Genomic DNA, 23,377 nt, shown 5'->3' on the forward strand with positions numbered 1-23,377 from the left:
AGTGTCTCACTTCAGGGATTTCGGAGGCGCAGCCGTCGACTCGCGGACGACTAGCGAGAAGTCGATCTCGCGATGCATGATGGTCTGCTCGCCGGCGAGGCTGCGCACCAGATATTCACCGGCGCGCTGCCAGGTTTCTCCGGTCGGTACGTGGATCGTGGTCAGGCTCGGCCGCAAATGCCGGCTCCAGTCGAGGTCGTCGAAGCCGACCACCGAGAGGTCACGCGGCACCGAAAAACCGCTGCGCTCGGCTTCGAGCAGCACGCCATAGGCGATGACGTCGTTGCCGCACACCACGGCTGTCGGGCGGTCCTCGAGGCCTAGGAGATAGCGCGCCGCCTCGCGCGCGTCGTCCAGCGTATAGGGCACCTCGACATGCCATTGCGAAGGCAATTCGAGCCCGTTCTCCGTCAGCGCGCGGCGAAAGCCGGCGACGCGGGCGCTGGCGCGGTCGTTGTTGCGCTGGAGCGCCGAGACGATCCCGATGCGGCGGTGGCCGAGCTCGATGACATGCGCGGCGGCGCGATGGGCGGCGGCTTCGTTGTCGGTGCCGACGCAAGGATAGGGCCGGTCGGGCTGGTAGATGCCGACATTGATGAACGGTACGGCATTGTCCGCCAGCAGCTTGCGTAATCCGTCGTGATGGCAATCGCCGCGCAGCACCAGGCCGTCGACACCGCGGCTGATCAGATTGCGCGCCTGCTGCAATTCGACGTCGAGATCGTAGCCGCTCGTTGTGAGAAACAGCATGTATCCGACCGACGACAGATATTGCTGCAGCGAGGCGATGCCGCGTGCGAACATCGTGTTGTCGATCGTCGGTACGATTGCGCCAAGCGTGCGCGAGCGTCGTGACGACAGGATGCGCGCCGGCGCGTGCGGGATGTAGCCGAGCGCGTCGATGGCCTGCTCGATGCGCGCCCGTAAGGAAGGGCTCACCGCGTCGGGGTTGTTGAGGGCGCGCGAGACCGATGCCGTCGAGACGCCGGCGCGGGCCGCCACGGCGCGGATGCCCTGTTTCACAGACTTGGCGTTGGTCAGTCTCATGAATGTAACGTTACATCGGGCATAGCGAACCGCATGGTAGCGGCAATGTCGCAAATCTGCCGCAGATTGTGCGGCTTGTCCATCGCTTGACACGGCGAATGCGAGGTCTATTTTGTAACCGTTTTCAAGCGCTGCTCAAACGTGTTCAAAATGGTCCGCCAGCTTAAGGCGGCCAGCCGGGAGGAGAGTTCGATGAAGGCCAGGATGCTCGCGACCCACGTCGCGTTGCCCGTTCTCGCGATTGCTGCGGCGACCGCGCAGGCGCACGCCGCCGATTTCGACTGGATGAAGTTCAAGGGCAAGACCGTCACCTTTCTCGCCAACAACAATCCGGTGTCGCAGGCGCTGCTGACTTACAAGGCCGATTTCGAGAAGCTGACCGGCATGACCCTCAAGGTCGACGGCTATCAGGAACAGCAGATGCGCCAGCGTCTGGTGACCGTCATGAATGCGAACAGCGACGAGGTGGACGTGTTCATGACGCTGCCCTCGCGCGAGGGCGAGCAGTTCGCCGCCGCCGGCTGGTACGGCGATCTCACCGCGATGGCCAAGAACGAGGTGGCCAGGGAATACGACTCCAACGGGTTGAGCCAGGCCCTGCTGAAGGCCGCGACCTTCGGCGGCAAGCTGACCAGCATGCCCATGAACATCGAAGGCCCGATCTTCTATTACCGCACCGACATCTTCAAAAAGTGCGGTCTCGAGGCGCCGAAGACGATCAAGGACGTCGAGGCCGCTGCCGAGAAGATCAAGAGCTGCGACAGCACCGTGACGCCGTTCGTCTCGCGCGGCCTCAAGCCCGCGATTGCCTATACCTTCAGCAACATGCTGCACAATATCGGCGGCAGCTATGTCGCAAACGGCAAGTCGAACCTCTGCTCGGCCAAGGGCAAGGAAGCGCTCGACACCTATAGCCGGCTGCTGCGCGATTTCGGACCGCCTGGCGTCGTCAACTACAGCTTCCAGCAGATTTCGGCGCTCTACCGCAGCGGCCGCGCCGCGATGGCGTTTGAGTCGTCGAATGAGTTGCGCACGGTGATGGAAGGCGGCGCGCGCCTGAAGGACACCGGCCTGCTGCCGTTCCCGGCGGGCGATGCCGGCCAGGTGCCGACCACGATCGGCTGGGGCATGGCAGTGTCCTCGCACAGCAAGCAGCCGGATGCGGCTTGGTACTTCGTGCAATGGGCGACCAGCCCAGAGGTGCAGAAGAAGATGGCGCTTCAGGGCATTGCCCCGCCGCGTCCGTCGGTCGCCAAGGATCCCGAATATCGCAAGTGGATCGACGAGGAGCCGGTCCGCAAGGAATGGCAGGCCGCGCTCGACGTGCTCGCAACGAAGGGCTCCTCCGAGGTCGGCTATCCCATCGTCGCCAATCCGCAATCGCGCGAGTTCATCGGGCAGGCGGTACAGGATCTGATCCTGAAGCAGAAGACCGTCGATCAGGCCTGCGCGGATGCCGACAAGGCGCTGGATGCGCTGATCGCGCTGAACTAACGGCCTCATTCCGGCAGGCTTGCTGCCTGCCGGCACCCAACTCGATCGAGGACACGAACGCATGTCTGATACGGCTGCGACACTCACGCAGGACCGGCAGAAGCTGGAGATGGCGGCGCTCTCGGCGCCGGCCGTGGTCTTCACGGTCGCGATGATCGCGTTTCCGGTCGTCTATACGATCTGGCTCGGCTTCCAGACCTTCTCCTCGACCGGCAAGCAGTCTTTCGCGGGCCTCGCCAATTATTCGAAGCTGATCTCCGATTACGAATTCTGGCACGGGCTGTGGATCACCATTGCGCTGTTCGTGCTGTCCTTGGTGCTGCAGCTCGTCTTCGGCGTCTGGCTGGCGCTGGTGCTGTTCCACGCCAAGCGGCTGCCAGGCATCGTGCGCTCGCTGTTCATCTCGCCCTTCATGATGCCGCCGGTGGTGGCGGGTATGATGTGGCTGGTGATCCTCGATCCGTCGCTCGGTGCTGCCAACTATATCCTTCAGTCGTTCGGCCTGCCGCCGTCGGACTGGCTGGCCTCGCCGACCTGGGTCATTCCGACCGTGGCTCTGATCGACAGCTGGCAGTGGACGCCTTATGTCGCCCTGATCGTGCTGGGCGGCCTGCAATCCCTGCCGCCGAGCGTCTACGAGGCGGCGCAGATCGACGGCGCGTCTCCATTCAGGACTTTCCAGCGCATCACGCTGCCGCTGCTGCTACCGACCATCGTCACCGCGGCGATCCTGCGGAGCGTCGATCTGCTGCGCTTCTTCGACATCATTTACATCACGACCCAGGGCGGCCCGGGCAACGCCTCGAACACGCTCAACATCTACGGCTTCAGGGTCGGCTTCGAATTCTTCAACATCGGCTATGCCAGCGCCCTGATGCTGACGCTGACGGCGATCGTGTTCGGCGCCGTGCTCGCCTTCAACCGCTTGCGCGGCGCAGTGGCCTGGTGATGTCATGAACGATGCCGCCAACACCGACCGCTGGATCCGCTGGCTCAACACGGTGCAGCTCCTGCTCGCCGGCGTGCTCATCATGGCGCCGACGGTCTGGATGGTGCTGTCCTCGTTCAAGCCGTCGTTCGAGGTCACCGCCTATCCGCCGACGCTGAGCTTCTCGCCGACGCTGGAAAACTATGTCGAGCTGACCAGGACCACACCGTTCCTCAGCTACGCGCTCAACAGTCTCATCGTCACCGTTGGCTCGACCGCACTCGGTCTGCTGTTTGGAATTCCTGCTGCCTTCGCCGTCTCCTGGACGCGGATTTCGTGGCCGGCCATCCTGACCCTCGCCGCGCGCATGGCGCCCGGCACGTTGTTCCTGCTGCCGTGGTACGTGATGTTCCGGCAGGTCGGCATGATCGGCTCCTACACCGCGCTGATCCTCAGCCATGCCGTCATCACGCTGCCGATCGTGATCTGGGTTTTGCTGCCGTACTTCGACGGCATTCCGCGCAGCGTGTTCGAGGCGGCGCAGGTGGATGGGTGCAGCGTCACGCGCATCCTCTGGCGCATCGCGCTGCCGCTGGTGGCATCAGGCGTCGCCGTCTCGGCGATCCTCGCCTTCGTGTTTTCGTGGAACTACTTCCTGTTTGCGCTGGTGCTCTCCAACGGCGACACCAAGACGCTGATCGCGGCGGCCTTCAACTTCATCGGTGAGGGCTCAACGCAATGGGGCGCTCTCATGGCTGCGGCGACGCTGATCGCGTTGCCGCCGCTGGTGCTGGCGGCCCTGGTTCAGCGCTGGCTGGTGTCCGGACTGACGCTCGGTGCGGTGAAAGGCTAGGTATCGAAATGAACGTGTCGCCCCGTCCGAACTCGATCATGCAGGCCGCGGTCTTCCACGGCAATGACCGCATCACCATCGAGCGCGTCGCGATGCCCGATGTCGGCCCAAGTGAAGTGCTCGTCCGCGTCTCGCGCACCGCGCTGTGCGGCTCCGACTTCAAGCTCTGGCACAAGGGCGCCGAGTTCACCGCCGGCCATGAGATCTTTGGTGTCGTCGAACAGCCCGGTCATCGCCTGCATGGCCGCCGCTGCGCCGTCTATATCCCCTTGTACTGCGGCCACTGCCCCGCTTGCAAGCGCGGCGATACCCAGATGTGCCTGGAAGTCTCCAGCCTGATCGGTTGGAACAGGCCCGGCGGCTATGCCGAATATGTGCCGGTGCCGGAAAACTGCCTGCTGCCGGTGCCTGATGATATCGAGGACAGCCTTGCGCCGCTGCTGCTCGACACCATCGGCACCTCAGGCCACGCCGTCCGCTTTGTCAGCCGCGTGGTGCCGCCGAGCGAGGCCGGTCCAGTTCTCGTCATGGGCGCGGGGCCTGTCGGCCTTGGCGTCGTGCTGGCGCTCCGCGCGCTCGGCTACGACGACATCCACGTTGCCGATCCCAACGCGGCACGGCTGAAGATCGCACAGTCTTTTGGCGCAAAGGCGCACCCGGTCGGAGATACCTCGAAGCGCTTCGCCCTCATCATGGAATGCTCCGGCGCCCATGCGGCGCGCAACCTCGGCATCGAGCTGGTCCTGCCGCGCGGTGCGCTGGTGCTGGTCGGCGAGAACGCCGCGCCCTGGACCATCGAGGAAGGCAAGGTCTTCCGCCGCAAGGACTTTTACATGATCCGGACCTTCTATTTCCCGGTCTCGGATTTCGAGCCGAATGTCGAGCTGCTGCGCAAATACAAGGACGAGTACCGCGTCCTGGTCGATGGCGAGTTCGGCCTGTCGGCTCTGCCAGAGAATTTCGCCCGCTTCGCCAAGGGCGAGCTGATCAAGCCCGTGCTGGCACTGGACTGAGCGATCATGGCTTCGATCTCGATCCGCAACCTCACCAAGCGCTACGGCAATTTCACCGTGATCCCCGATCTCAATCTGGAGATCGCGGACCACGAATTCGTCGTGTTCGTCGGCCCGTCCGGCTGCGGCAAGTCGACCTTGCTGCGGATCATCGCGGGCCTCGAGCCGATTTCGTCGGGCGATCTCTACATCGGCGACAGGCGCGTCAACGGCGTCCAGGCTGCGCAACGCGATATCGCGATGGTGTTCCAGGATTACGCGCTCTACCCGCACATGCGGGTCTACGACAACATGTCGTTTGCGCTGGAGCTGAGAGGCACACCGAAGGCCGAGATCGACGCCCGCGTGAGGCGTGCGGCCGCACTGCTGCACATCGAGCCCTATCTCGACCGCAAGCCGAAGGAGTTGTCCGGCGGCCAGCGCCAACGCGTCGCCATGGGCCGCGCCATCGTGCGCAATCCCAAGGCCTTTTTGTTCGACGAGCCGCTCTCCAATCTCGATGCGAAGCTGCGCGGGCAGGTGCGGGCGGAGATCAAGGCGCTGTCGCAGGAGCTGAAGACCACCATGGTCTTCGTGACACATGACCAGATCGAGGCCATGACCATGGCCGACCGGATCGTCGTGCTCCAGAGCGGCACGATCCAGCAATACGATACACCGGAGACGGTTTACGAGCGGCCCGCCAACCAGTTCGTCGCCGGCTTCATCGGCTCGCCCGCGATGAATTTCTTCCCGGTCGAATGGCGTCAGGAGCGCGCGATCCTGTCGCAAGGCGGAACGGTGGTGCCGCTGGACGGCGAGACCGCTGGCTGCCTGAGCAAGGCCGGCAACGCCGTGCTGGGCATTCGCCCCGAACATTTTGCTGTGGCTGCGGATGCCGCTGATGGCATCGCGATCAACGTCAGGCTGGTCGAGCCGCTCGGCTCGGACACGCTGATCCATTTCGATCTCGCCGGCGGCTCCGCCATCGCGCGGGTCGATCCGGCGCTGCGGCCGAAGGTTGGTGATCGCATCAATCTGCGCCCACAGTCGGGCAAGACGCATTTGTTCGCTGCATCCAACGGACAGGTCTTGCGGTGAGTGCGTCGGCAAACATCGGCGATCTCTCGGCGCTGGCGGACCTCGCGTCCGGCACGAAGCCCGTGCACGTGATCTGCCTCGGCCTGTCCGCGCTCGACCAGGTCTGGCGCGTCGATCGGCCGTTCGCGGGTGGAAGCGAGAAGATCAAGGCGGTCGAGTACGGCACGCTCGGCGGCGGCATGGCCGCCAACGCTTCTGTTGCGGTGGCAAAGCTCGGCGCATCCGTCGCGTTCTGGGGGCGGGCAGGGAATGATGCCGCGGGCCATGAGATGAAATCGGCCTTCACCGCTGAAGGCGTCGATGTCGAGAATTTCCGGCTGTTCCCCGATGGCCGCTCGTCGGTCTCCGGGATCATCGTCGATAGCAGCGGCGAGCGGCAGATCGTGAATTTCCGTGGCCTTTACCCAGAGACCGCAGACTGGCTTCCGCTCGAAGCCGTAGCGCGCGCGTCCTCCGTGCTGGCTGATCCGCGCTGGGTCGAAGGCGCCGCGACGTTGTTTCGGGAAGCGCGATCGCGCGGCATTCCGACGGTGCTCGACGGCGACATGGCCGATGCTGAGGTATTCGAGCGGCTGCTGCCCTTAGCCGATCACGCCATCTTCTCCGAGCCCGCGCTCGCCGCCTTTGCCGGCTCGGCCGAAGATAGATCTCTCGCAGCCCTTGCGCGCTTCGGCTGCCGCGTCATCGCCGTTACGCGCGGCGAGGGCGGCGTGAGCTGGTACGAGAACGGCCAGCTGCACCGGCAGGCCGCCTACGCCGTCGACGTCGTCGACACCACGGGCGCGGGCGACGTCTTCCACGGCGCCTATGCGCTCGCGATCGGCGCCGGCCTCGATGTGCGCGCCGCCATGGCGTTTTCGGCGGCGACGGCCGCCATGAAATGCCGCCACGCCGGCGGCCGGAACGGAATCCCCGATATCAACGAGTGTCTTGTATTCATGAGGACGAAGCCATGAGAACGATTGGAAAGAACCGCGGCCTGGCACGGCTTGCTGACGCGGATGGCCATTTTCGCATGGTCGCGCTGGATCAGCGGCCGCCATTGTTCGATGCCATTGCGAAGGCAAAGGGGATCACGCGGGACCAGGTCGAATATTCCGACGTCACGGCGGCCAAGCGTCTCTTGGTCGAGAACCTCGCGCCGCATTGCAGCTCGATGCTGTTCGACCCGAACTTCGCAGTGCCTGCCGCGATCGACCTGCTGCCGCCCCGCTGCGGTCTGATCATGACGCTGGAAGAGCACCGCGTTGAGGAAACCGCGGGCGGCCGCAAGTCGCGCGCGATCACCAATTGGAGCGTGGAGAAGATCCGCGCCATGGGCGGCGACGCCGTCAAGGTGCTGGCCTGGTACCGGCCGGACGCCGATGCCGCGGTGAACGAGCACCAGAAGCGTTTCGTGCGCGAAATCGGCGAAGACTGCGCCCGTCACGATATCCCGTACGTGCTCGAGTTGCTGGTCTACCCGTTCCTCGGCAGCGCCAATCACACGGCCGATTACGTGGAATCGCCCGGCAAGCTCCCGGGCCTCGTCATCGACAGCGTGCGTGAATTCGCAAAGCCTGAATACGGCGTCGATCTTCTCAAGCTGGAGAGCCCGCTTGCAGCCAACAGCCTGCCGGCGCGTGACGGCAGCACGGAAGCAAAGGCGGCGCAGAAGGAGTTCGATGCGATCGGTGATATCTGCCGCGAACGCAGCATCCCCTGGGTGTTGCTGTCGGGCGGCGCTGCGCCTGAAAAGTTCGAGCGCGTGCTCGACTACTCCTATGCCGCAGGCGCAAGCGGTTTCCTGGCGGGCCGTACCATCTGGCTGGATGCCGTCCTGAAGAACTTTCCGGACCGCGCAGCGGTGTCGGCCAGCCTGCGCAAGGATGGCCTCGGGGTGCTGGAACGGCTCAATCAACTGACCACGGCCAAGGGCACGCCGTGGAAGGCGCGCTTCCCGGTGTTCGCTGATATCAAGCAGGAAGGTGACTTCGCGCGCGCCTACTGAGATGGTAACGGTCCCGCGTGGTCTCAACTCGATCGCAGGATCTGCAACATGACTGACAGCTTCACCATCCGCTCGATCGAGGCCTTCTGCTATCGCTATCCCTTGGCGACGCCGGTGGTGACGTCGTTCGGCAAGATGCTCAACCGTCCGGCCGTCTTCGTTCGCGCGCTCGACGAGGACGGTGTCGAGGGGTGGGGCGAAGCCTGGTCCAACTTTCCTGCACCGGGCGCCGAGCACCGCGCCCGGCTTGTCAATGAAGTGCTGGCTCCGGGGCTTGTCGGGCGCAGGTTCGACAGTCCCGCCCAGGCTTTCGAGGTCCTGACGAAGGGGACCGAAGTGCTGGCGCTTCAATGCGGCGAGCCCGGTCCGTTCGCGCAGGCTGTTTCGGGCATCGATCTCGCGCTGTGGGACCTCTCCGCGCGTCGGCGGCGCTTGCCGCTGTGGCGGCTTCTCGGTGGGCAGTCGCGCAGGATCAAGGTCTATGCCAGCGGCATCAATCCGGGCGGCGCCGCGCAGACGGCCGAAGCCGCGCTCGCGCGTGGCCATCGCGCGTTGAAGCTGAAGGTCGGCTTCGGTGCCGAGACCGACCTCGCCAATCTGGCCGCGCTGCGCGCGATCGTCGGTGCAGGCATGCTCGCTGCCGATGCCAATCAGGGCTGGTCGGTCGATCAGGCGCTGGAGATGGTGCCGCGGTTGGCCGCGTTCGATCTGCGATGGCTGGAGGAGCCCATCCGCGCCGACCGGCCGCGCGAGGAATGGCGCCGGCTGCGGGCAGCCGCGAAAATGCCGATTGCCGCGGGCGAGAACATTTCGAGCGTCGAGGGATTCAAGGACGTCCTGGCCGAAGACGTGCTCGGCGTCGTTCAGCCCGACATCGCGAAATGGGGCGGACTGAGCGCATGCGCTGGCGTCGCGCGCGACATTCTGAAGGCGGGCAAGACGTTCTGCCCGCATTATCTCGGCGGCGGCATCGGACTGCTCGCCTCGGCGCATCTGCTGGCGGGCATCGGCGGCGACGGTTGGCTCGAGGTCGATGCCAACGACAATCCGCTGCGCGACCGGTTCTGCGGTGCCGTTGCCAGTGTCACGGATGGTACGATCGTCCTCGGCGAGGAACCGGGGCTCGGATTCACGCCCGACCTGTCGGGAATCGCGAACTATCGCAGCCTGTAGACGGCTGCGACACCTGCGTCGTCAGGCGCCGCGCAGGCCAGTTTCCCCTTGCGTTCTATTCCTCGTCGCGGAAAGCTGCCGGCGAGACGGGTAGCCGCCTTCACATTTCATAACGATGGCCGGAGCCATGTCTCGCCGAGCTTGAAAATCAAAGTTCGTTCTGCTCATTAGGGATCTGCAATTGCGCTGCAACATGCGCAAAAAGCCCATCGACTAAAGTCGATAGCCAGCGAGGAAACGAAAAAATGCGCAAGCTCACTTTGGCCATTGCCGTGATCGCCCCGATGCTCGGTCATGCCGCGTCGGCTGAGGACACCCTCAAGATCGGCTACATCGATCCGCTCTCCGGCGGTGGTGCCAGCGTCGGCGAGGGTGGTCTGAAGACATTCCAGTATCTGGCCGACGAGCTCAACGCCAAGGGCGGCATTCTCGGCCACAAGATCGAGATCGTGCCGCTCGACAACAAGACCAATCCGCAGGAAAGCCTGGTGCAGGCCCAGAAGGCGATCGACGCCGGGGTCCACTACATCACGCAAGGCAACGGCTCGTCCGTCGGCGCGGCGCTGTCGGATTTCGTCACCAAGAACAACACGCGCAATCCCGGCAAGGAAGTGCTGTACTTCAACTACGCCGCCGTCGATCCCAGCCTGACCAACGAGAAGTGCAGCTACTGGCATTTCCGCTGGGATGCGAGCTCCGACATCAAGATGGAGGCGCTCACCAACTACATGAAGGACACCGCCTCGATCAAAAAGGTGTACCTGATCAACCAGGACTATTCGTTCGGTCAGTCCGTCCGCTCCGACGCGCGCAAGATGCTCGGCGCCAAGCGGCCCGACATCCAGATCGTCGGCGACGAGCTGCATCCGCTGCTGAAGGTCACCGATTTCTCGCCCTATATCGCCAAGATCAAGGCGTCCGGCGCCGACAGCGTCGTTACCGGCAACTGGGGCCAGGACTTCGCTCTGCTGCTCAAGGCTGCCGCTGACGCCGGCCTGAAGGTCAACTGGTACACTTATTATGCCGGCGGCGCCGGCGGCCCCACTGCCGTCAAGCAGACCGGTCTCGATCATCAGGTCTTCCAGATCACCGAAGGCTTTGCGAATTCCGGCAACAAGGTTGCGATGGATTACGAGAAGGCGTTCCGCGCCAAGGTCAATCTGTCGCTCTGGTACCCGCGTGCGGTCAACGAGATGCGCATGTTCAAGGCGGCTGCCGAGAAGGCCAACTCGATCGACCCCGTGAAGGTGGCGGCGGCGCTCGAGGACCTGAAGTTCGAGGTTCTGGACGGCGGCACCGGCATCATGCGCAAGGACGACCACCAGTTCCTTCAGCCGATCTACATTTCCTCCTTCGGCAAGCTGACCGAGAATGAGCCCTTCGACGAGGAAAACACCGGCTGGGGCTGGCACCTCGTCTCCAAGGTCGACACGGCGCAGGCCATGGTCCCCACGACCTGCAAGATGGCGCGGCCGTAATCACGACATCCGTCGTTTTCCCGCGGCCGACATCGGTCGCGGGAAGGCGGTGGCCGGACTATTCTTGATTGGGCGATGTTCACCGGGGCCATCAGGCCCCGGACAGAGACGAGTGCGCTGTGCTTGAACTCATTGTCATTTCGACCCTGAACGGCGTGCTGTTCGGCATGCTGCTCTTCCTGCTGTCGAGCGGGCTGACCGTCATCTTCAGCATGATGGGCGTGCTCAACTTCGCGCATGCCAGCTTCTACATGCTCGGCGCCTTCTTCGGCTTCCAGCTCACCAAGTGGATCGGCTTCTGGCCGGCGCTGGTGCTGGCGCCGCTACTGGTCGGCGCCATCGGCATGGCGGTGGAGCGCTACGGCCTGCGCAACACCCACAAGCACGGCCATGTCGCGGAATTGCTGCTGACCTTCGGTCTGGCTTTTGCGATCGAAGAAATCGTGTCGATGATCTGGGGCAAGAGCCCGGTCGACTATCGCGTGCCGGCGCTGCTCGACTTCCCGGCCTTCACGATCTTCTCGACCAACTATCCCGCCTACAAGATCTTCATGCTGGCCGTGTCGGTCGTGATCTTCGTGGCGCTGCTGGTCGTGCTCAAGCGCACCCGCGTCGGCCTGATCGTGCAGGCGGCGCTGACGCATCCGCACATGGTCGGGCATCTCGGCCACAATGTCGGGCGCGTGTTCATGGTGGTGTTCGGCGTCGGCAGCGCGCTCGCCGGCATTGCCGGCGTCATTGCCGGACCGGCCCTGGTGACGCAGTCGGACATGGCCGCAGCACTCGGGCCCATCCTGTTCGTCGTCATCGTGTTCGGTGGCCTCGGCTCCTTGCCCGGCGCTTTCATCGCCTCGCTCGTCATCGGACTGGTGCAGACCTTTGCGGTGGCGCTGAACGGCTCGCTGGCGAGTGCGTTCGGACCGCTCGATCCGTCGACGGGACCGTCGGTCCTCACCGACATCTGGAACGTCACGATCGCGCAGGTCGCGCCGATCGTTCCCTATATGCTGCTGGTGCTCATTCTGATCGTTCGCCCCATGGGCCTGATGGGGACGCGCGAGTCATGACCGCCAAAGCGATTTCGACATCGAAGCCCGCCGGCGACGGCCTGCGCTTCTACGGCGTCTGGCTGATCGGCATCGCAGCGCTGATCGTCCTGCCGCTGATCTTCTCCTCCGGCGGCTCGCTGACGTCGTTCAGCCTGATCGGCATCGCGATCGTCTTCGCGCTGTCCTACAACATCCTGCTCGGCCAGACCGGACTGCTGTCGTTCGGTCACGCCGTGCATTACGGCCTCGGCGGCTTCGCGGCCTGCCACATGATGAATGCGGTGGTGTCGCACGGCTGGCCGATCCCGCTGCCGTTCATTCCGCTGTTCGGCGGGATCGGTGGTCTCGTCTTCGCTGTCATCATCGGCTGGGTCATGACCAAGCGCGCCGGCACCGTGTTCGCGATGATCTCGCTCGGCATCGGCGAATTGGTGGCGTCGTCCTCACTGATCCTGCGCTCGGTGTTCGGCGGCGAGGCCGGCATCACCACGGATCGCACGGCGTTGCCCAAGATGTTCGGCTGGTCGTTCGGGCCGCAGCTTCAGGTCTATTATCTGATCGCGTTCTGGCTGGTGCTGTCGGCCATCGTGATGTACGCGCTGACCCGGACGCCCCTGGGACGGATCAGCAATGCCGTCCGCGACAATCCCGAGCGTGTCCAGTTCATCGGCTACGATCCTCACGTCGTTCGCTATCTCGCTTATTGCTTTGCCGGGTTCTTCGCGGGCGTCGCCGGCGGCCTGACCGCGATCAATTTCGAGATCGCGAACTCCGCGCTGCTCGGTGCGATCCAGTCCGGTCTGGTGCTGTTCTCCACCTTCATCGGCGGCATCGCCTATTTCTTCGGGCCGATCCTCGGCGCGATCCTGGTGACCTATCTCCAGCTCGGGCTGACAGGCCTCACCAGCGTCTGGCAGCTCTATTTCGGCATCATCTTCATCGGCATCGTGATGTTCGCGCCGGGCGGTATCGCCGGCCTGTTGATGATGCACCGGCCGCTGGTTCGCGCCGGAACGCTGTGGACGGTGATCCCGTCCTATCTCGTCGCTATTGTGCCGACCCTGGCGCTCGCCTGCGGCGTCATCCTCACCATCGAGACGGTCGCGCGCTATTCCGGCGGCGACCCGATCAACCTGTTCGGCATTCCCTTCAATGCGAAGTCCCCGGTGACGTGGATTTCCGCAGCAGTTCTCGTCGTCGGCGGTGCGTTCGTCGCGCGGCTGAGCTGGCGGAGGATCGCGGACGCGTGGGACAGGGCTGCGACGGTCGCCCGTGACCGGGGGTATCTGGCATGAGCGGAGCGGTATCTGGCACGAGCGGAGCGGTATCTGGAAAGAACGCAGCCATCGAAGTCCGCGCCGTCGAAAAGCGCTTCGGCAATGTCGGCATCATCCGCGACCTCAACCTCAGCGTCGCGAAAGGCGAGCGTCACGCCGTCATCGGCCCGAACGGCGCCGGAAAATCCACGACGTTCAATCTGATCAGCGGCCACATCAAGCCGACCTCGGGCGAGGTGAAGCTGAACGGCGATGTGATCTCCGGCCTGCGGCCGTTCGAGATCAACCGGCGCGGCCTGTCGCGCTCGTTCCAGGTCACCAACGTGTTCGCCCGCATGTCGGTCTGGGAGAACGTCCGCTGTGCCGTGCTGTGGGCGACGGGGCATCGCTACGCCTTCTGGAAGAACGTCGACAGCCTGCCGGAAGTGCGCGAGCGCACGGCCCAGATCCTGGACGACATCCATCTCACCCATCGGCGCGATGTTCCGGCGGGACTTCTGACCTATGCCGAGCAGCGCGAGCTCGAGATCGGCATCACCATCGCGAGCGGGGCCACGGTCGTCATGCTCGACGAGCCGACCGCCGGCATGAGCCACGCCGAAACCGACCGCGCGGTGTCGCTGATCCGGCGACTGACCGAGGGCAAGACCCTGGTCATCGTCGAGCACGACATGAGCGTCGTATTCGGCCTTGCCGACCGCATCTCCGTGCTGGTCTACGGCCACATCATCGCCTCGGGCACGCCGGAAGAGATCCGGCGCGATCCGAAGGTCAAGGAAGCCTATCTCGGCGAGGAAGCGCATTGATGCTCGAGGTCAGGGATCTCCACGCCTATTACGGCAAGAGCCACATCCTCCAGGGCGTCGACCTTGACGTCGCCGCGGGCGAGGTCGTGAGCCTGCTCGGCCGCAACGGTGTCGGCCGCTCGACCACGGTCAAGGCGATCATGGGCGAGGTCGCGCCGCAAGGCACGATCCGCTTCAAGGGCAAGGACATCGCCGGCCTTCCCAGCTACAAGATCGCGCACCTCGGCCTCGGCTATGTGCCCGAGCATCGCGATATCTTCCCGAGCCTGACGGTTCGCCAAAACCTCCTGCTCGGCGTCAAGGACACGCGCCGCCCCGGCAAATGGCGGCTTGAGGACATGCTCGAGATGTTCCCCAATCTCGCCGCGCGTGCCGATACGGCCGCAGGCGTGCTGTCGGGCGGCGAAAAGCAGATGCTCACCACCTGCCGGACGCTGATGGGCGATCCGGACCTGATCATGATCGACGAGCCGACCGAGGGTCTCGCCCCGCTCATCGTGCAGCAGGTCGGCGATCTCATTGCGCGCATCGCGCAGGCCGGCGTCGCAATCCTGCTGGTCGAGCAGAAGCTCTCGATCGCGATGCGGATCTCGAAGCGCGTCTACATCATGGGTCACGGCCGCGTCGTGTTCGAGGGGACGCCGGACGAGCTCAAGGCCAATGCCGCCGTGCGCCAGGAATGGCTTGAAGTCTGACGCATGGCTCGAGGTCTGACGCTCACATTGCCGTGTAACGAGCGCGCAAAATAGAACGGCTGCAAGCCGCGCATACGCATCTGAATTCTTCGCTACATCTCACGCTTCATAATCCTTGTATCGTCGCGCTCGCCGGCATCGCAATCGATGCGGCCGATGATAACCAAGAAGAAAGTGGAGGGCGCCGGCGGCAGCCTGTGAGCTCGCGCGTCGATGCGTCTTGCCTGGGAAGGAGATGCCGAGCATGTCGGGAAGACAACTGGTCCGTGGAGTCGTTGCTCTGCTTGCGGCGCTGGGCGCCGCTTCGGCCGCGACGGCCGGAAACTACGACACCGGCGCGACCGACACGTCGATCAAGCTCGGGCAGACCATGCCCTACTCGGGACCGGCCTCCGCCTATTCCGCGATTGGCCGCGCCGAGATCGCCTATTTCAAGATGCTCAACGACAAGGGCGGCATCAACGGCCGCAAGGTCGAGCTGCTCAGCATGGACGACGGTTATTCGCCGTCGAAGACGGTCGAGCAGATTCGCCGCCTCGCCGAGAGCGACGAGGTGCTGGCGATGTTCTCGATGCTCGGCACCGGTCCCAACATCGCCGCGCAGAAATACCTCAACGCCAAGAAGATCCCGCAGCTGTTCCCGTCGAGCGGCGCCAGCCGCTGGAACGATCCGCAGCATTTTCCCTGGACCACCGGTTCGCAGCCGACCTACCGGACCGAAGGCCGCATCTATGCCAAGTGGATTCTTGCGAACAAGCCGAATGCCAAAATCGCCGTCATCACGCCGAACGAAGATCCCGGGCGCGACTATCTCGCCGGCTTCAAGGAAGGGTTAGGGGAGCACGTCAACCAGATCGTGTCCGAGGCCACCTACGAGACATCGGATCCGACCGTCGACTCCCAGATCGTCAAGTTCAAGGCCGCCGGCGCCGACGTTGTTTTCAACGAGTGCACGCCGAAATTCGCGGCGCAAGCGATCAAGAAGATCGCCGAGCTCGGCTGGAAGCCGCAGATCATCCTTCCCGCCGTTTCCAACTCCGTCGGCTCCGTGCTGGTGCCGGCCGGGCTCGACAATTCCGTCGGCATCGTCACCGGTGCTTTCCAGAAGGATCCCGGTGATCCGCGCTGGGAGAATGATTCCGGCATGAAAGCCTGGCGCGAGTGGATGAAGACGTACAATTCGAGCGCCGATCCGGCCGACGTCTTCAACGTCACCGGCTACACCATGGCGCAGATCATGGAGCTGGTGCTGCAGCGCGCCGGCAACGACCTCACCCGCGCCAATTTGATGAAGCAGACGCAGTCGTTCAAGGACGTCGAATTGCCGATGCTGCTGCCGGGCATCAAGCTCAACACCTCGGCCGAGCAGGTGACGCCGATCCGGCAGTTGCAGATGGCGCGCTTCAACGGCAAGTCCTGGGAGCTGTTCGGCGACGTGATCGGCGAATAGGATCGACGCAGTGTGACGGGCGGGCTGGCACAGCCTTGCCCGCCCGTCTTATCCCACAGTTGCTTCCTCCAACGACAGTGAAACGACGATGACACCGACCGGTCCCCTCAGCGGTATCCGCGTTCTCGATCTGACGAGCGTGCTGTTCGGCCCCTACGCCGCGCAGATGCTCGGCGACTGGGGCGCCGATGTCATCAAGGTCGAGCCGCCCGCGGGCGATACCTGGCGCTACACCGGCGTGTTCCGGAACCGCGGCATGAGCGGCCAGTTCATGGCCGTCAACCGCAACAAGCGCAGCCTCGCGCTCGACCTGAAGCATCCTGACGGCAAGGCCGCGCTGGCAAAACTGATCCCGACGGTCGATGCGCTCGTCACCAATGTGCGACCCGCGGCGATGGCGCGGCTCGGCTTCGGTTACGAGGCCTGCGCAAAGCTCAATCCGCGGCTGATCTATGCCGCGGCGACCGGCTTCGGCCAGGACGGGCCGTGGGCGGCGCGCCCCGCATTCGACGAGATCATCCAGGCGGCTTCAGGCCTTGCGTCATCGATCGGATCGGACGAGGAGCCGGAATTCGTTCCGAGCCTGATCGGCGACAAGATCTGCGCGATGGCGATGGTCGGCGCGGTGTCCGCGGCCTTGTTCCGGCGCGAGCGCAGCGGGCAGGGCCAGATGGTCGAAGTCCCCATGCTGGAAACCATCGCCGGCTTCAACAGCATCGAGATGCTGGGCGGACACGCGTTCGATCCGCCGATCGGCCCGACCGGCTACAAGCGGATGAAGAACCGGCGCCCGGTGCAGACCAAGGACGGCTGGCTGACGATGCTGCCTTACTCCGGAGACAATTGGTGCGCCTTCTTCGAGGCTGTCGGCCGTTCCGAGCTGATCGAGGAACTCGGGGTGCGCGATCCCGTGCTTCGTTCCCAGAACATCGACAAGGTCTATGACCGCATGAGCGAGATCGGGCCGACCCGCACCACCGCGGAGTGGGAGGAATTGCTGCTGCGGCTGGACGTGCCGCACACCGCCTTCGCCCGGCTCACCGAGATCGGCGAGCAGCCGCATCTCGCCGCCGTCGCATTGTTTGCGGATATCGATCATCCGACCGAAGGCCGAATCCGGCAGGCGCGGCCCGCGACGAAATTCTCGGAAAGCCCGGCCGGCATCCATCGCATGGCGCCGCGCCTCGGCGAGCATTCGCGCGAGGTGTTGCGCGAGGCCGGCCTGAGCGATGCGGAAATCCAGGCGGCGGTCGACAGCAAGGCGGTTGGTGTCGCGTCCTGAGCCGGCCGGCGTTCGGGAACCGACTCTCTGTGATGACGGTCACATCCTGCTGTCGCGGGCGGGTCTAGCGTAGGTCTGTTCATCTTCGCCCCGGATGCGGTCATGACCACCGCCGACTTTGCCTTCGTTCTGCGCAGGCTGGGCCTTGCTGCCGCCCTCATCTGCGTCCTCCTGAGCCTGACCGTGTTCGCGGTCCTGCTAATCGTGGAGCACGAACCGGTCGGGCAGGCTGCCGCGCACGCTCTGCCGCTCATGGTGTATGCGCTGTTCGGCCTGTTCGGCGCTGCAATGACCCGGCTGATCGGGCGCCGTACCCACTAACCGGACATTGTGCCGCAGCGATTCGTGACCAGCCCCGGGCCAGCTCCGGCCCCAGCCCATCTTCCGCCCGCGCGAGCCCTCGTATATGAGAGATTTGCCGCCTGATAGGTCCGAATATTGCCGGATACGGAACGCAAGGTGGCTGCGAATTCTTAATTCAAAGATCGCAATCTGACGTGATCGACGTAAGGCGCGGACTGGTACTGGACCGGGGAATGGCATGAAAGACCTGATGACGACGGCGCAATCCACCACGGCGATGCGGCGTTGGCGGCCCCCCGGACTTGTTGCGCTCGCAACGGCCGTTGCCCTGACGGCGCTGAGCGGAAGCGCCGAGGCGGCCAAGCAGGCCCGCCAGCCGGCCGAGGCGGTGGCGCCGCGCGAGGCCGGCGAGCCGATCATGGCGATCGTGTCGATCAAGAGCCAGCAGGTCACCTTCTACGATGCCGACGGCTGGATCCTGCGTGCGCCGGTCTCGACCGGCACGACGGGACGCGAGACGCCGGCCGGCGTCTTTGCCATCGTCGAGAAGGACAAGGACCACCGTTCGACCATGTATGACGATGCCTGGATGCCCAACATGCAGCGCATCACCTGGAACGGCATCGCGCTGCATGGCGGGCCGCTGCCCGGCTATGCCGCTTCGCACGGCTGCGTGCGGATGCCCTTCGGCTTTGCCGAGGGCCTGTTCGACAAAACCAACATCGGCATGCGCGTGATCATCTCGCCGAACGACGCGGCCCCGATCGATTTCACTCATCCCTCGCTGTTCGTGCCGAAGCGCGAGGCCATCGCGGCCGTGCCGAACCGGTCCGACAAGCTCTCCGCTGAAGCCGAGGAGGCGATCCAGGCTGCCGCCGAGGCCAAGAAGGCTGCGGCCGCGGCCGCGAAGGAGGCCGCGTCGCTTCCCGCATCGCTGCGCAAGCTGGAACAGCAGAAGGCCAAGGCCGACGCCGAGCTCGCTTTCGCCGACAAGAAGATCGCGGCCGCCAAGACCGATCAGGCGCGGGCGCAGGCCGAGGAACTGAAGCAGAAGGTTGCGACCAAGGCCGCCGACGCTGCGTCGGCGCTCGATGCCGCCAAGGCCACCGCGCAGCCGAAGCGCGACGCCGTTGCCGCCACCAAGGAGGCCGCAAAGGTCGCGGCAACCAGGAAGGCCGATGCCGTGACGGCTGCGACCGACGCCAAGCTCGCGCTTGAGCCGGTGTCCGTTTACATCAGCCGCGCGACGCAGAAGCTCTACGTGCGGCGGAACACGCACAAGCCGGCGCCGGATGGCGGCGGCGAAGTGTTCGACACCAGCATCGAGGTGCCCGTCACCATCCGCAATCCCGACCAGCCGCTCGGCACGCATATCTTCACCGCGATGGCGAAGGCCGATACCGGCCTGCGCTGGAGCGTGGTCACGATCGAGAACGGCGACGACGCCAAGGACGCGCTCGACCGCATCACCATTCCGCAGGACGTCTGGGATCGCATCGGGCCGACGGCATTGCCGCGTTCGTCGATCGTGATTTCGGACGAGCCGCTGAGTGCCGAGACCAACTACCGCACCGAGTTCGTCGCGGTGCTGAGCAATCATCCGCAGGGCGGCTTCATCACCCGCAAGCCGACCGCGCCGCCGCCGATGGAAATGGCAAGCGATGACAGCTGGGGCAATGGCGGCAACGGCTTCGGCTTCTTCTTCCAGCCGCAGCCGAACCCGCAGCCCGTCAATCCGCGCCGCCGCGGCCAGTATCAGTATTATCAGCCGGCGCAGCCGATGCAGCGGGGCTTCTGGTAGGACGGCGCGCCGCGCTGGGCCGCGTCATCGCCTGAGCTGAAGATATTTGTCGTCGGCGACCGCAGCGGCGCCGACGACGGGCATACCGGCTGTCTACTGTGGACCCGTCGACATGCCCTGCAACTGCCGAAGCGGATTGAGCGGGCCAAGCGGGATCAGCTCGAAGCTCATGAGATGAGCCTGCCCCAGGGGCAGCTTTTCGAGCATGTCATGAGCGGCCGCGATATCCGTGACGTTCAGGATGAACGCGACGCCGACACGATTTTGCAGCGAGTACCACTGGTCGATTTTGCCATCGAGATAGAGCTTCACCGTCTCGCGCACTTCCATCGGCAGGATGGCGCGCGCAGCGGCGACATCGGCGCCGGGGTTTACCGTGCCGATCGCGAGAATTCGGGTGGTCGGTGTCGGTGGCGTGGGTGATTGCGCTCGTCCGGGGACGGCGGAGGTCAGGCACAGGGCGAATGCCAGGAGACCGGCAGCGAGTGTAAGCTTCATTTGAAATCCTCCATGTTCCGAGGTTTACGCTCTTCATTTAGTCATGCTTCGCCGGCAGCGATTGCCGCACGTTGCATCGCCGCCGTGGAACGGCGGCGATGCGGGCCGGTTCGGAAGGTTGGTGGAAGCGTCGCGTCGGTCTGACGCGCGGTCACCTGCCCTGGATGAGCATGCCCAGCGGCGCGAGCGGACCGACTTGCATCAGCTCGTAAGTGGCGAAGCCGTGGGTGACGAGCGGCAGTGCTTCCACGGTCGCCTTGGCCTGTTCGAGGGATTCGACGTTCATCAGGAAGATCACGCCGGGCTTGTCCTGGCGAAACCAGAACTGCTCGATCTTCCCGTCGAGATAGAGCTTGAGCGTGGCCGGCACTTCCCTCGGCATGATCTGCTGCCGCTGCTCGGGTGTCGGTGCCTTGCCGATGTTACCGATGGCGATGACTTTCATGTGGGCTCCTTTGGATTGCTGCTTGTCAGTGGACGGCATCGGATCAAGGGCCTCCTGCAATGTTGGCAAAAACGCCATTTTTAGAGGCGTTTACGCCATCGATTCCTCGAGCGAACATCTGGAATAGCTTTGTTTGTTCAGATGATTGCTCTTATCTATCGATCGCGATGAAGGCCTTCGTTCCGGTTGCCGTTGCATCGCAAGCTAGGCTTGCTTCCGTTCGAACGGTAGTGTCGTAAACGACAACTTTGAGAGCGTTTCCGCCATGCGCATTCAATTGCTCGCCCTGGAGGGATTTTGGGACACCGGGCTGACCGTGACGCTCGATGCATTCACCATCGCCAACAATTTCGCAGCCGCTCAAACGGGCGGAGCGCCCCACTTCGATGTCTCAATTGTCGGCGTGCGGAAGAAGGTCCGATCCGGGCAGGGCTTTGCGATCCCCGTCAAATCGGTAACATCCGATCTGAAGCCGGACTGGGTCATCGTGCCGGCGTTGAATAGGAGCCGGCCGGAACAGCTGATTCCGGCGCTCGACCGGCGCGATGTCAGAGAGGCAGTGAAACAGCTCCAGTCCTGGTACGCCGAGGGCGCGCGCATCGCCGCGTCCTGCATCGGTACCTTCGTGCTGGCGGAGGCGGGGCTGCTCGATGGACGGGACGCGACCACCACGTGGTGGCTGTCACCCTTGTTTCGCCAACGCTACCCCAATGTTCGTCTCGATGAGGCACGCATGCTGGTGACATCGGACCGCGTCGTCACGGCGGGCGCTGCGATGGGGCATCTCGATCTTGCGCTGTGGTTCATACGCCAGGCGAGCCCCGAGCTCGCGGCCGTCGTGTCGCGCTATCTGCTCGCCGACCTGCGCTCCCTGCAGGCGCCCTTCATCATTCCCAATCACCTCGCGCAGGCCGATCCGCTCATCCAGCGTTTCGAGCGCTGGGCGCGCGAACATCTCAAGCAAGGGTTTTCGCTGCAGGAGGCCGCCAGTGCGCTCGCGACGAGCGCACGCACCTTGCAGCGCCGGTGCGAGTCGGTGCTCGGTAAGTCTCCGCTCTCCTACTTTCAGGATCTGCGAGTCGAGCGCGCGCAGTCACTGCTGCATGGCAGCGGTCTCGACGTCGATGCGATCGCCGCCGAGGTCGGCTATGAGGACGGCGCGACGCTCCGGACGCTCTTGCGGGAACGGCTCGGACGCGGCGTGCGCGAGCTTCGCGCAAACCTGCGCTGAGGGTCCGCACCTACGGCCGAGCCTCGATCACGATCGCCTGAATCTTGCCTTCGACCGCTCCGGACCCATGGCGCGATCGGAGTGCCTCGGCGACGAGGTCGGTCGCAGCCTGAAGCTTGCTGGCATCCCTGGCCTCGATCTCGCTCCGCAGCGGCGTACCCTGGCAGAGCGCGATCGCGACATACTCGGCCGACGGCGCGCGGCTCACCGCAGCAAGCGTTTGGATCGAGATGTGGCGGAAGCCCGCTTGTTCCAGATCGGCTCTGATAATGGCCTTGTCGTGATAGCCATGCGGCGTCCGCACCATGAAACGGGGCGGATCATCGGGAAACATTTTTCCGAGCGCGGCGGTGGCGTCGTCAGCGAACACGTTCTCCTCGATGCGGTCCCAGACGTTGAATACGAACGTGCCTTCCGGTCGCAACACCCGCTTTGCCTCGGCATAGCCTTTGACGCGGTCGGGAAAGAACATGACACCGAACTGGCAGCAGACCGCGTCGAACGCGGCTTCGTCAAAGGGCAGGGCGGTGGCATCCGCCTGACGCCATGTCATGCGCGGGTCCTCACCCTGGCGCTGCGCCGCGATCGCGAGCATCGGCTCGTTGAGATCGGTTGCGACGTAACGGATGCCGGGAGGCAGCGCCGCGGTCACGGCCCGCGTAACGGCGCCGGTACCTGCCGCGGTTTCCAGTATCGTCGACGGGGAAAGAGCCGCGATACGCTTCGCGATGTCGGCGGCGTAGTGGGCAAAGATCAGCGGGACGAGATACTCGTCGTAGATTTTCGGAATCGAGCCGGCGAAAACCTTGTCAGTGTTGGACATGCTTGCCTCGCTGAAGGTTCGGACACGAGGTTCATGCTACCATGGATCGCGGTCGTACCGCATCTGCGGCCTCTTCCGGTCGCAATCCTGCGGTCGGATTTTAAGGTTTCGCTCCGCCGACTTCGCGGATCGGCCGCGTCCCGTCCCAGGTCATCGCCGCCTGCCGGACCTTCTCGAAGAACGGCCCCTTGGTGCCGCTGATGTCGGAGATTTCGATGATGGTTCCTGGATGGGCCTGCGTGTCGAAATAGGCAAAGCGTCCCTTGTCTCCGCCGATCTGGCCTTCATGGCCTATCCTGTAGCCGAGCCCGAGTGCCTTGTCGTAGAGCGCCTGATAGTCGTGGCTCCAGTAGGACATGTGCTGGAGGCCCTCGTGGCCGGCGTCGAGGAATTCCTTGTACAGCGAGGGCGCATCGTTGCGCTGCTGGATCAGCTCGATCTGGAGATCGCCGGAATTGGCCAGCGCAATGCTCATCTCGACCGCGGAGTCCTGGCCGCGATGGCGGAACCAGTCGGTCTTGACGCGGTCCATGTAGTACCAGGGGCCGACGCCCATCACCTCGATCCAATGCTTCATCGCGGCCCGGATGTCCCGCACGACGTATCCGTTCTGGCGCACCGCGCCGAAAATGCGGCTCATGCCCGCGCTCCCTTCTGATCG

23 protein-coding genes are annotated in these 23,377 nt (G+C 64.3%); 18 read left to right on the plus strand and 5 right to left on the minus strand.

The window, feature by feature from the left end:
* Positions 1-6: 6 nt before the first annotated feature.
* Positions 7-1,047, minus strand: a complete 1,041-nt coding sequence (locus AB7245_RS08615) for a LacI family DNA-binding transcriptional regulator (RefSeq protein ID WP_063985365.1) — start codon at positions 1,045-1,047, stop codon at positions 7-9.
* A 192-nt stretch (positions 1,048-1,239) separates the two neighbouring features.
* Between AB7245_RS08615 and AB7245_RS08620 the strand changes: the two genes are divergently transcribed.
* The 17 genes from AB7245_RS08620 (at position 1,240) to AB7245_RS08700 (ending at position 19,719) form a co-directional block, all read left to right on the plus strand.
* Positions 1,240-2,541 carry an ABC transporter substrate-binding protein gene (locus AB7245_RS08620; protein ID WP_085403323.1) on the plus strand — a complete coding sequence of 434 codons (1,302 nt, stop codon included), beginning with the start codon at positions 1,240-1,242 and terminating at the stop codon, positions 2,539-2,541.
* A gap of 61 nt (positions 2,542-2,602) precedes the next feature.
* On the plus strand, positions 2,603-3,490 hold the full coding sequence (locus tag AB7245_RS08625) for a carbohydrate ABC transporter permease (protein ID WP_063986668.1): 888 nt from the start codon (positions 2,603-2,605) through the stop codon (positions 3,488-3,490).
* A 4-nt stretch (positions 3,491-3,494) separates the two neighbouring features.
* Positions 3,495-4,322 (plus strand): carbohydrate ABC transporter permease, encoded by an 828-nt coding sequence (locus tag AB7245_RS08630; RefSeq protein ID WP_439034197.1) that lies wholly within the window; start codon positions 3,495-3,497, stop codon positions 4,320-4,322.
* Positions 4,323-4,330: 8 nt separating this feature from the next.
* Complete coding sequence (locus tag AB7245_RS08635) at positions 4,331-5,335, plus strand: zinc-dependent alcohol dehydrogenase family protein (RefSeq protein WP_439034198.1); 1,005 nt, start codon at positions 4,331-4,333, stop codon at positions 5,333-5,335.
* A 6-nt stretch (positions 5,336-5,341) separates the two neighbouring features.
* Entirely contained in the window at positions 5,342-6,415 is a 1,074-nt protein-coding gene (locus AB7245_RS08640) for an ABC transporter ATP-binding protein (RefSeq protein WP_085403254.1), read from the plus strand.
* The gene (locus AB7245_RS08645; protein WP_085403255.1) at positions 6,412-7,371 is read left to right on the plus strand and encodes a sugar kinase; all 960 of its coding nucleotides are present in this window, start codon (positions 6,412-6,414) and stop codon (positions 7,369-7,371) included. Before AB7245_RS08640 ends, AB7245_RS08645 begins: the two co-directional genes overlap by 4 nt.
* A complete protein-coding gene (locus AB7245_RS08650) occupies positions 7,368-8,405 on the plus strand; it encodes a tagatose 1,6-diphosphate aldolase (protein WP_085403256.1) in 1,038 nt (345 codons plus the stop codon). Before AB7245_RS08645 ends, AB7245_RS08650 begins: the two co-directional genes overlap by 4 nt.
* A gap of 48 nt (positions 8,406-8,453) precedes the next feature.
* On the plus strand, positions 8,454-9,578 hold the full coding sequence (locus AB7245_RS08655; RefSeq protein ID WP_085403257.1) for a mandelate racemase/muconate lactonizing enzyme family protein: 1,125 nt from the start codon (positions 8,454-8,456) through the stop codon (positions 9,576-9,578).
* A gap of 245 nt (positions 9,579-9,823) precedes the next feature.
* Positions 9,824-11,056, plus strand: coding sequence for a branched-chain amino acid ABC transporter substrate-binding protein (locus tag AB7245_RS08660; protein WP_085403258.1), 1,233 nt, complete (start codon positions 9,824-9,826; stop codon positions 11,054-11,056).
* Positions 11,057-11,175: 119 nt separating this feature from the next.
* The gene (locus AB7245_RS08665) at positions 11,176-12,123 is read left to right on the plus strand and encodes a branched-chain amino acid ABC transporter permease (protein ID WP_038936438.1); all 948 of its coding nucleotides are present in this window, start codon (positions 11,176-11,178) and stop codon (positions 12,121-12,123) included.
* Positions 12,120-13,400 carry a branched-chain amino acid ABC transporter permease gene (locus tag AB7245_RS08670; RefSeq protein WP_439034199.1) on the plus strand — a complete coding sequence of 427 codons (1,281 nt, stop codon included), beginning with the start codon at positions 12,120-12,122 and terminating at the stop codon, positions 13,398-13,400. The genes AB7245_RS08665 and AB7245_RS08670 overlap by 4 nt, the downstream gene beginning before the upstream one ends.
* A complete protein-coding gene (locus AB7245_RS08675) occupies positions 13,397-14,188 on the plus strand; it encodes an ABC transporter ATP-binding protein (protein ID WP_085403260.1) in 792 nt (263 codons plus the stop codon). The genes AB7245_RS08670 and AB7245_RS08675 overlap by 4 nt, the downstream gene beginning before the upstream one ends.
* Positions 14,188-14,883 (plus strand): ABC transporter ATP-binding protein, encoded by a 696-nt coding sequence (locus tag AB7245_RS08680; RefSeq protein WP_063985355.1) that lies wholly within the window; start codon positions 14,188-14,190, stop codon positions 14,881-14,883. Before AB7245_RS08675 ends, AB7245_RS08680 begins: the two co-directional genes overlap by 1 nt.
* A gap of 235 nt (positions 14,884-15,118) precedes the next feature.
* Complete coding sequence (locus AB7245_RS08685) at positions 15,119-16,333, plus strand: ABC transporter substrate-binding protein (RefSeq protein WP_167768139.1); 1,215 nt, start codon at positions 15,119-15,121, stop codon at positions 16,331-16,333.
* An 88-nt stretch (positions 16,334-16,421) separates the two neighbouring features.
* Positions 16,422-17,615, plus strand: a complete 1,194-nt coding sequence (locus AB7245_RS08690; RefSeq protein ID WP_085403261.1) for a CaiB/BaiF CoA transferase family protein — start codon at positions 16,422-16,424, stop codon at positions 17,613-17,615.
* Between the two features lie 102 nt (positions 17,616-17,717).
* A complete protein-coding gene (locus AB7245_RS08695; protein WP_085403262.1) occupies positions 17,718-17,936 on the plus strand; it encodes a hypothetical protein in 219 nt (72 codons plus the stop codon).
* 220 nt (positions 17,937-18,156) lie between these two features.
* Positions 18,157-19,719, plus strand: coding sequence for a L,D-transpeptidase (locus tag AB7245_RS08700; protein ID WP_085403263.1), 1,563 nt, complete (start codon positions 18,157-18,159; stop codon positions 19,717-19,719).
* A gap of 93 nt (positions 19,720-19,812) precedes the next feature.
* Here the strand turns inward: AB7245_RS08700 and AB7245_RS08705 are convergent, their stop codons facing one another.
* Positions 19,813-20,217 (minus strand): hypothetical protein, encoded by a 405-nt coding sequence (locus AB7245_RS08705; protein ID WP_063985350.1) that lies wholly within the window; start codon positions 20,215-20,217, stop codon positions 19,813-19,815.
* Between the two features lie 151 nt (positions 20,218-20,368).
* Positions 20,369-20,662, minus strand: coding sequence for a hypothetical protein (locus tag AB7245_RS08710; RefSeq protein ID WP_085403325.1), 294 nt, complete (start codon positions 20,660-20,662; stop codon positions 20,369-20,371).
* A gap of 265 nt (positions 20,663-20,927) precedes the next feature.
* Between AB7245_RS08710 and AB7245_RS08715 the strand changes: the two genes are divergently transcribed.
* Positions 20,928-21,893, plus strand: a complete 966-nt coding sequence (locus AB7245_RS08715) for a GlxA family transcriptional regulator (RefSeq protein WP_439034200.1) — start codon at positions 20,928-20,930, stop codon at positions 21,891-21,893.
* Positions 21,894-21,903: 10 nt separating this feature from the next.
* Here the strand turns inward: AB7245_RS08715 and AB7245_RS08720 are convergent, their stop codons facing one another.
* Entirely contained in the window at positions 21,904-22,716 is an 813-nt protein-coding gene (locus AB7245_RS08720) for a class I SAM-dependent methyltransferase (protein ID WP_085403265.1), read from the minus strand.
* 100 nt (positions 22,717-22,816) lie between these two features.
* The gene (locus AB7245_RS08725) at positions 22,817-23,356 is read right to left on the minus strand and encodes a VOC family protein (protein ID WP_135215556.1); all 540 of its coding nucleotides are present in this window, start codon (positions 23,354-23,356) and stop codon (positions 22,817-22,819) included.
* Between the last annotated feature and the right edge of the window lie 21 nt (positions 23,357-23,377).

Origin of the sequence: Bradyrhizobium sp. 604_D8_N2_3 (assembly GCF_051810765.1) — a bacterium.
GTDB classification, from domain to species: Bacteria; Pseudomonadota; Alphaproteobacteria; order Rhizobiales; family Xanthobacteraceae; genus Bradyrhizobium; species Bradyrhizobium barranii.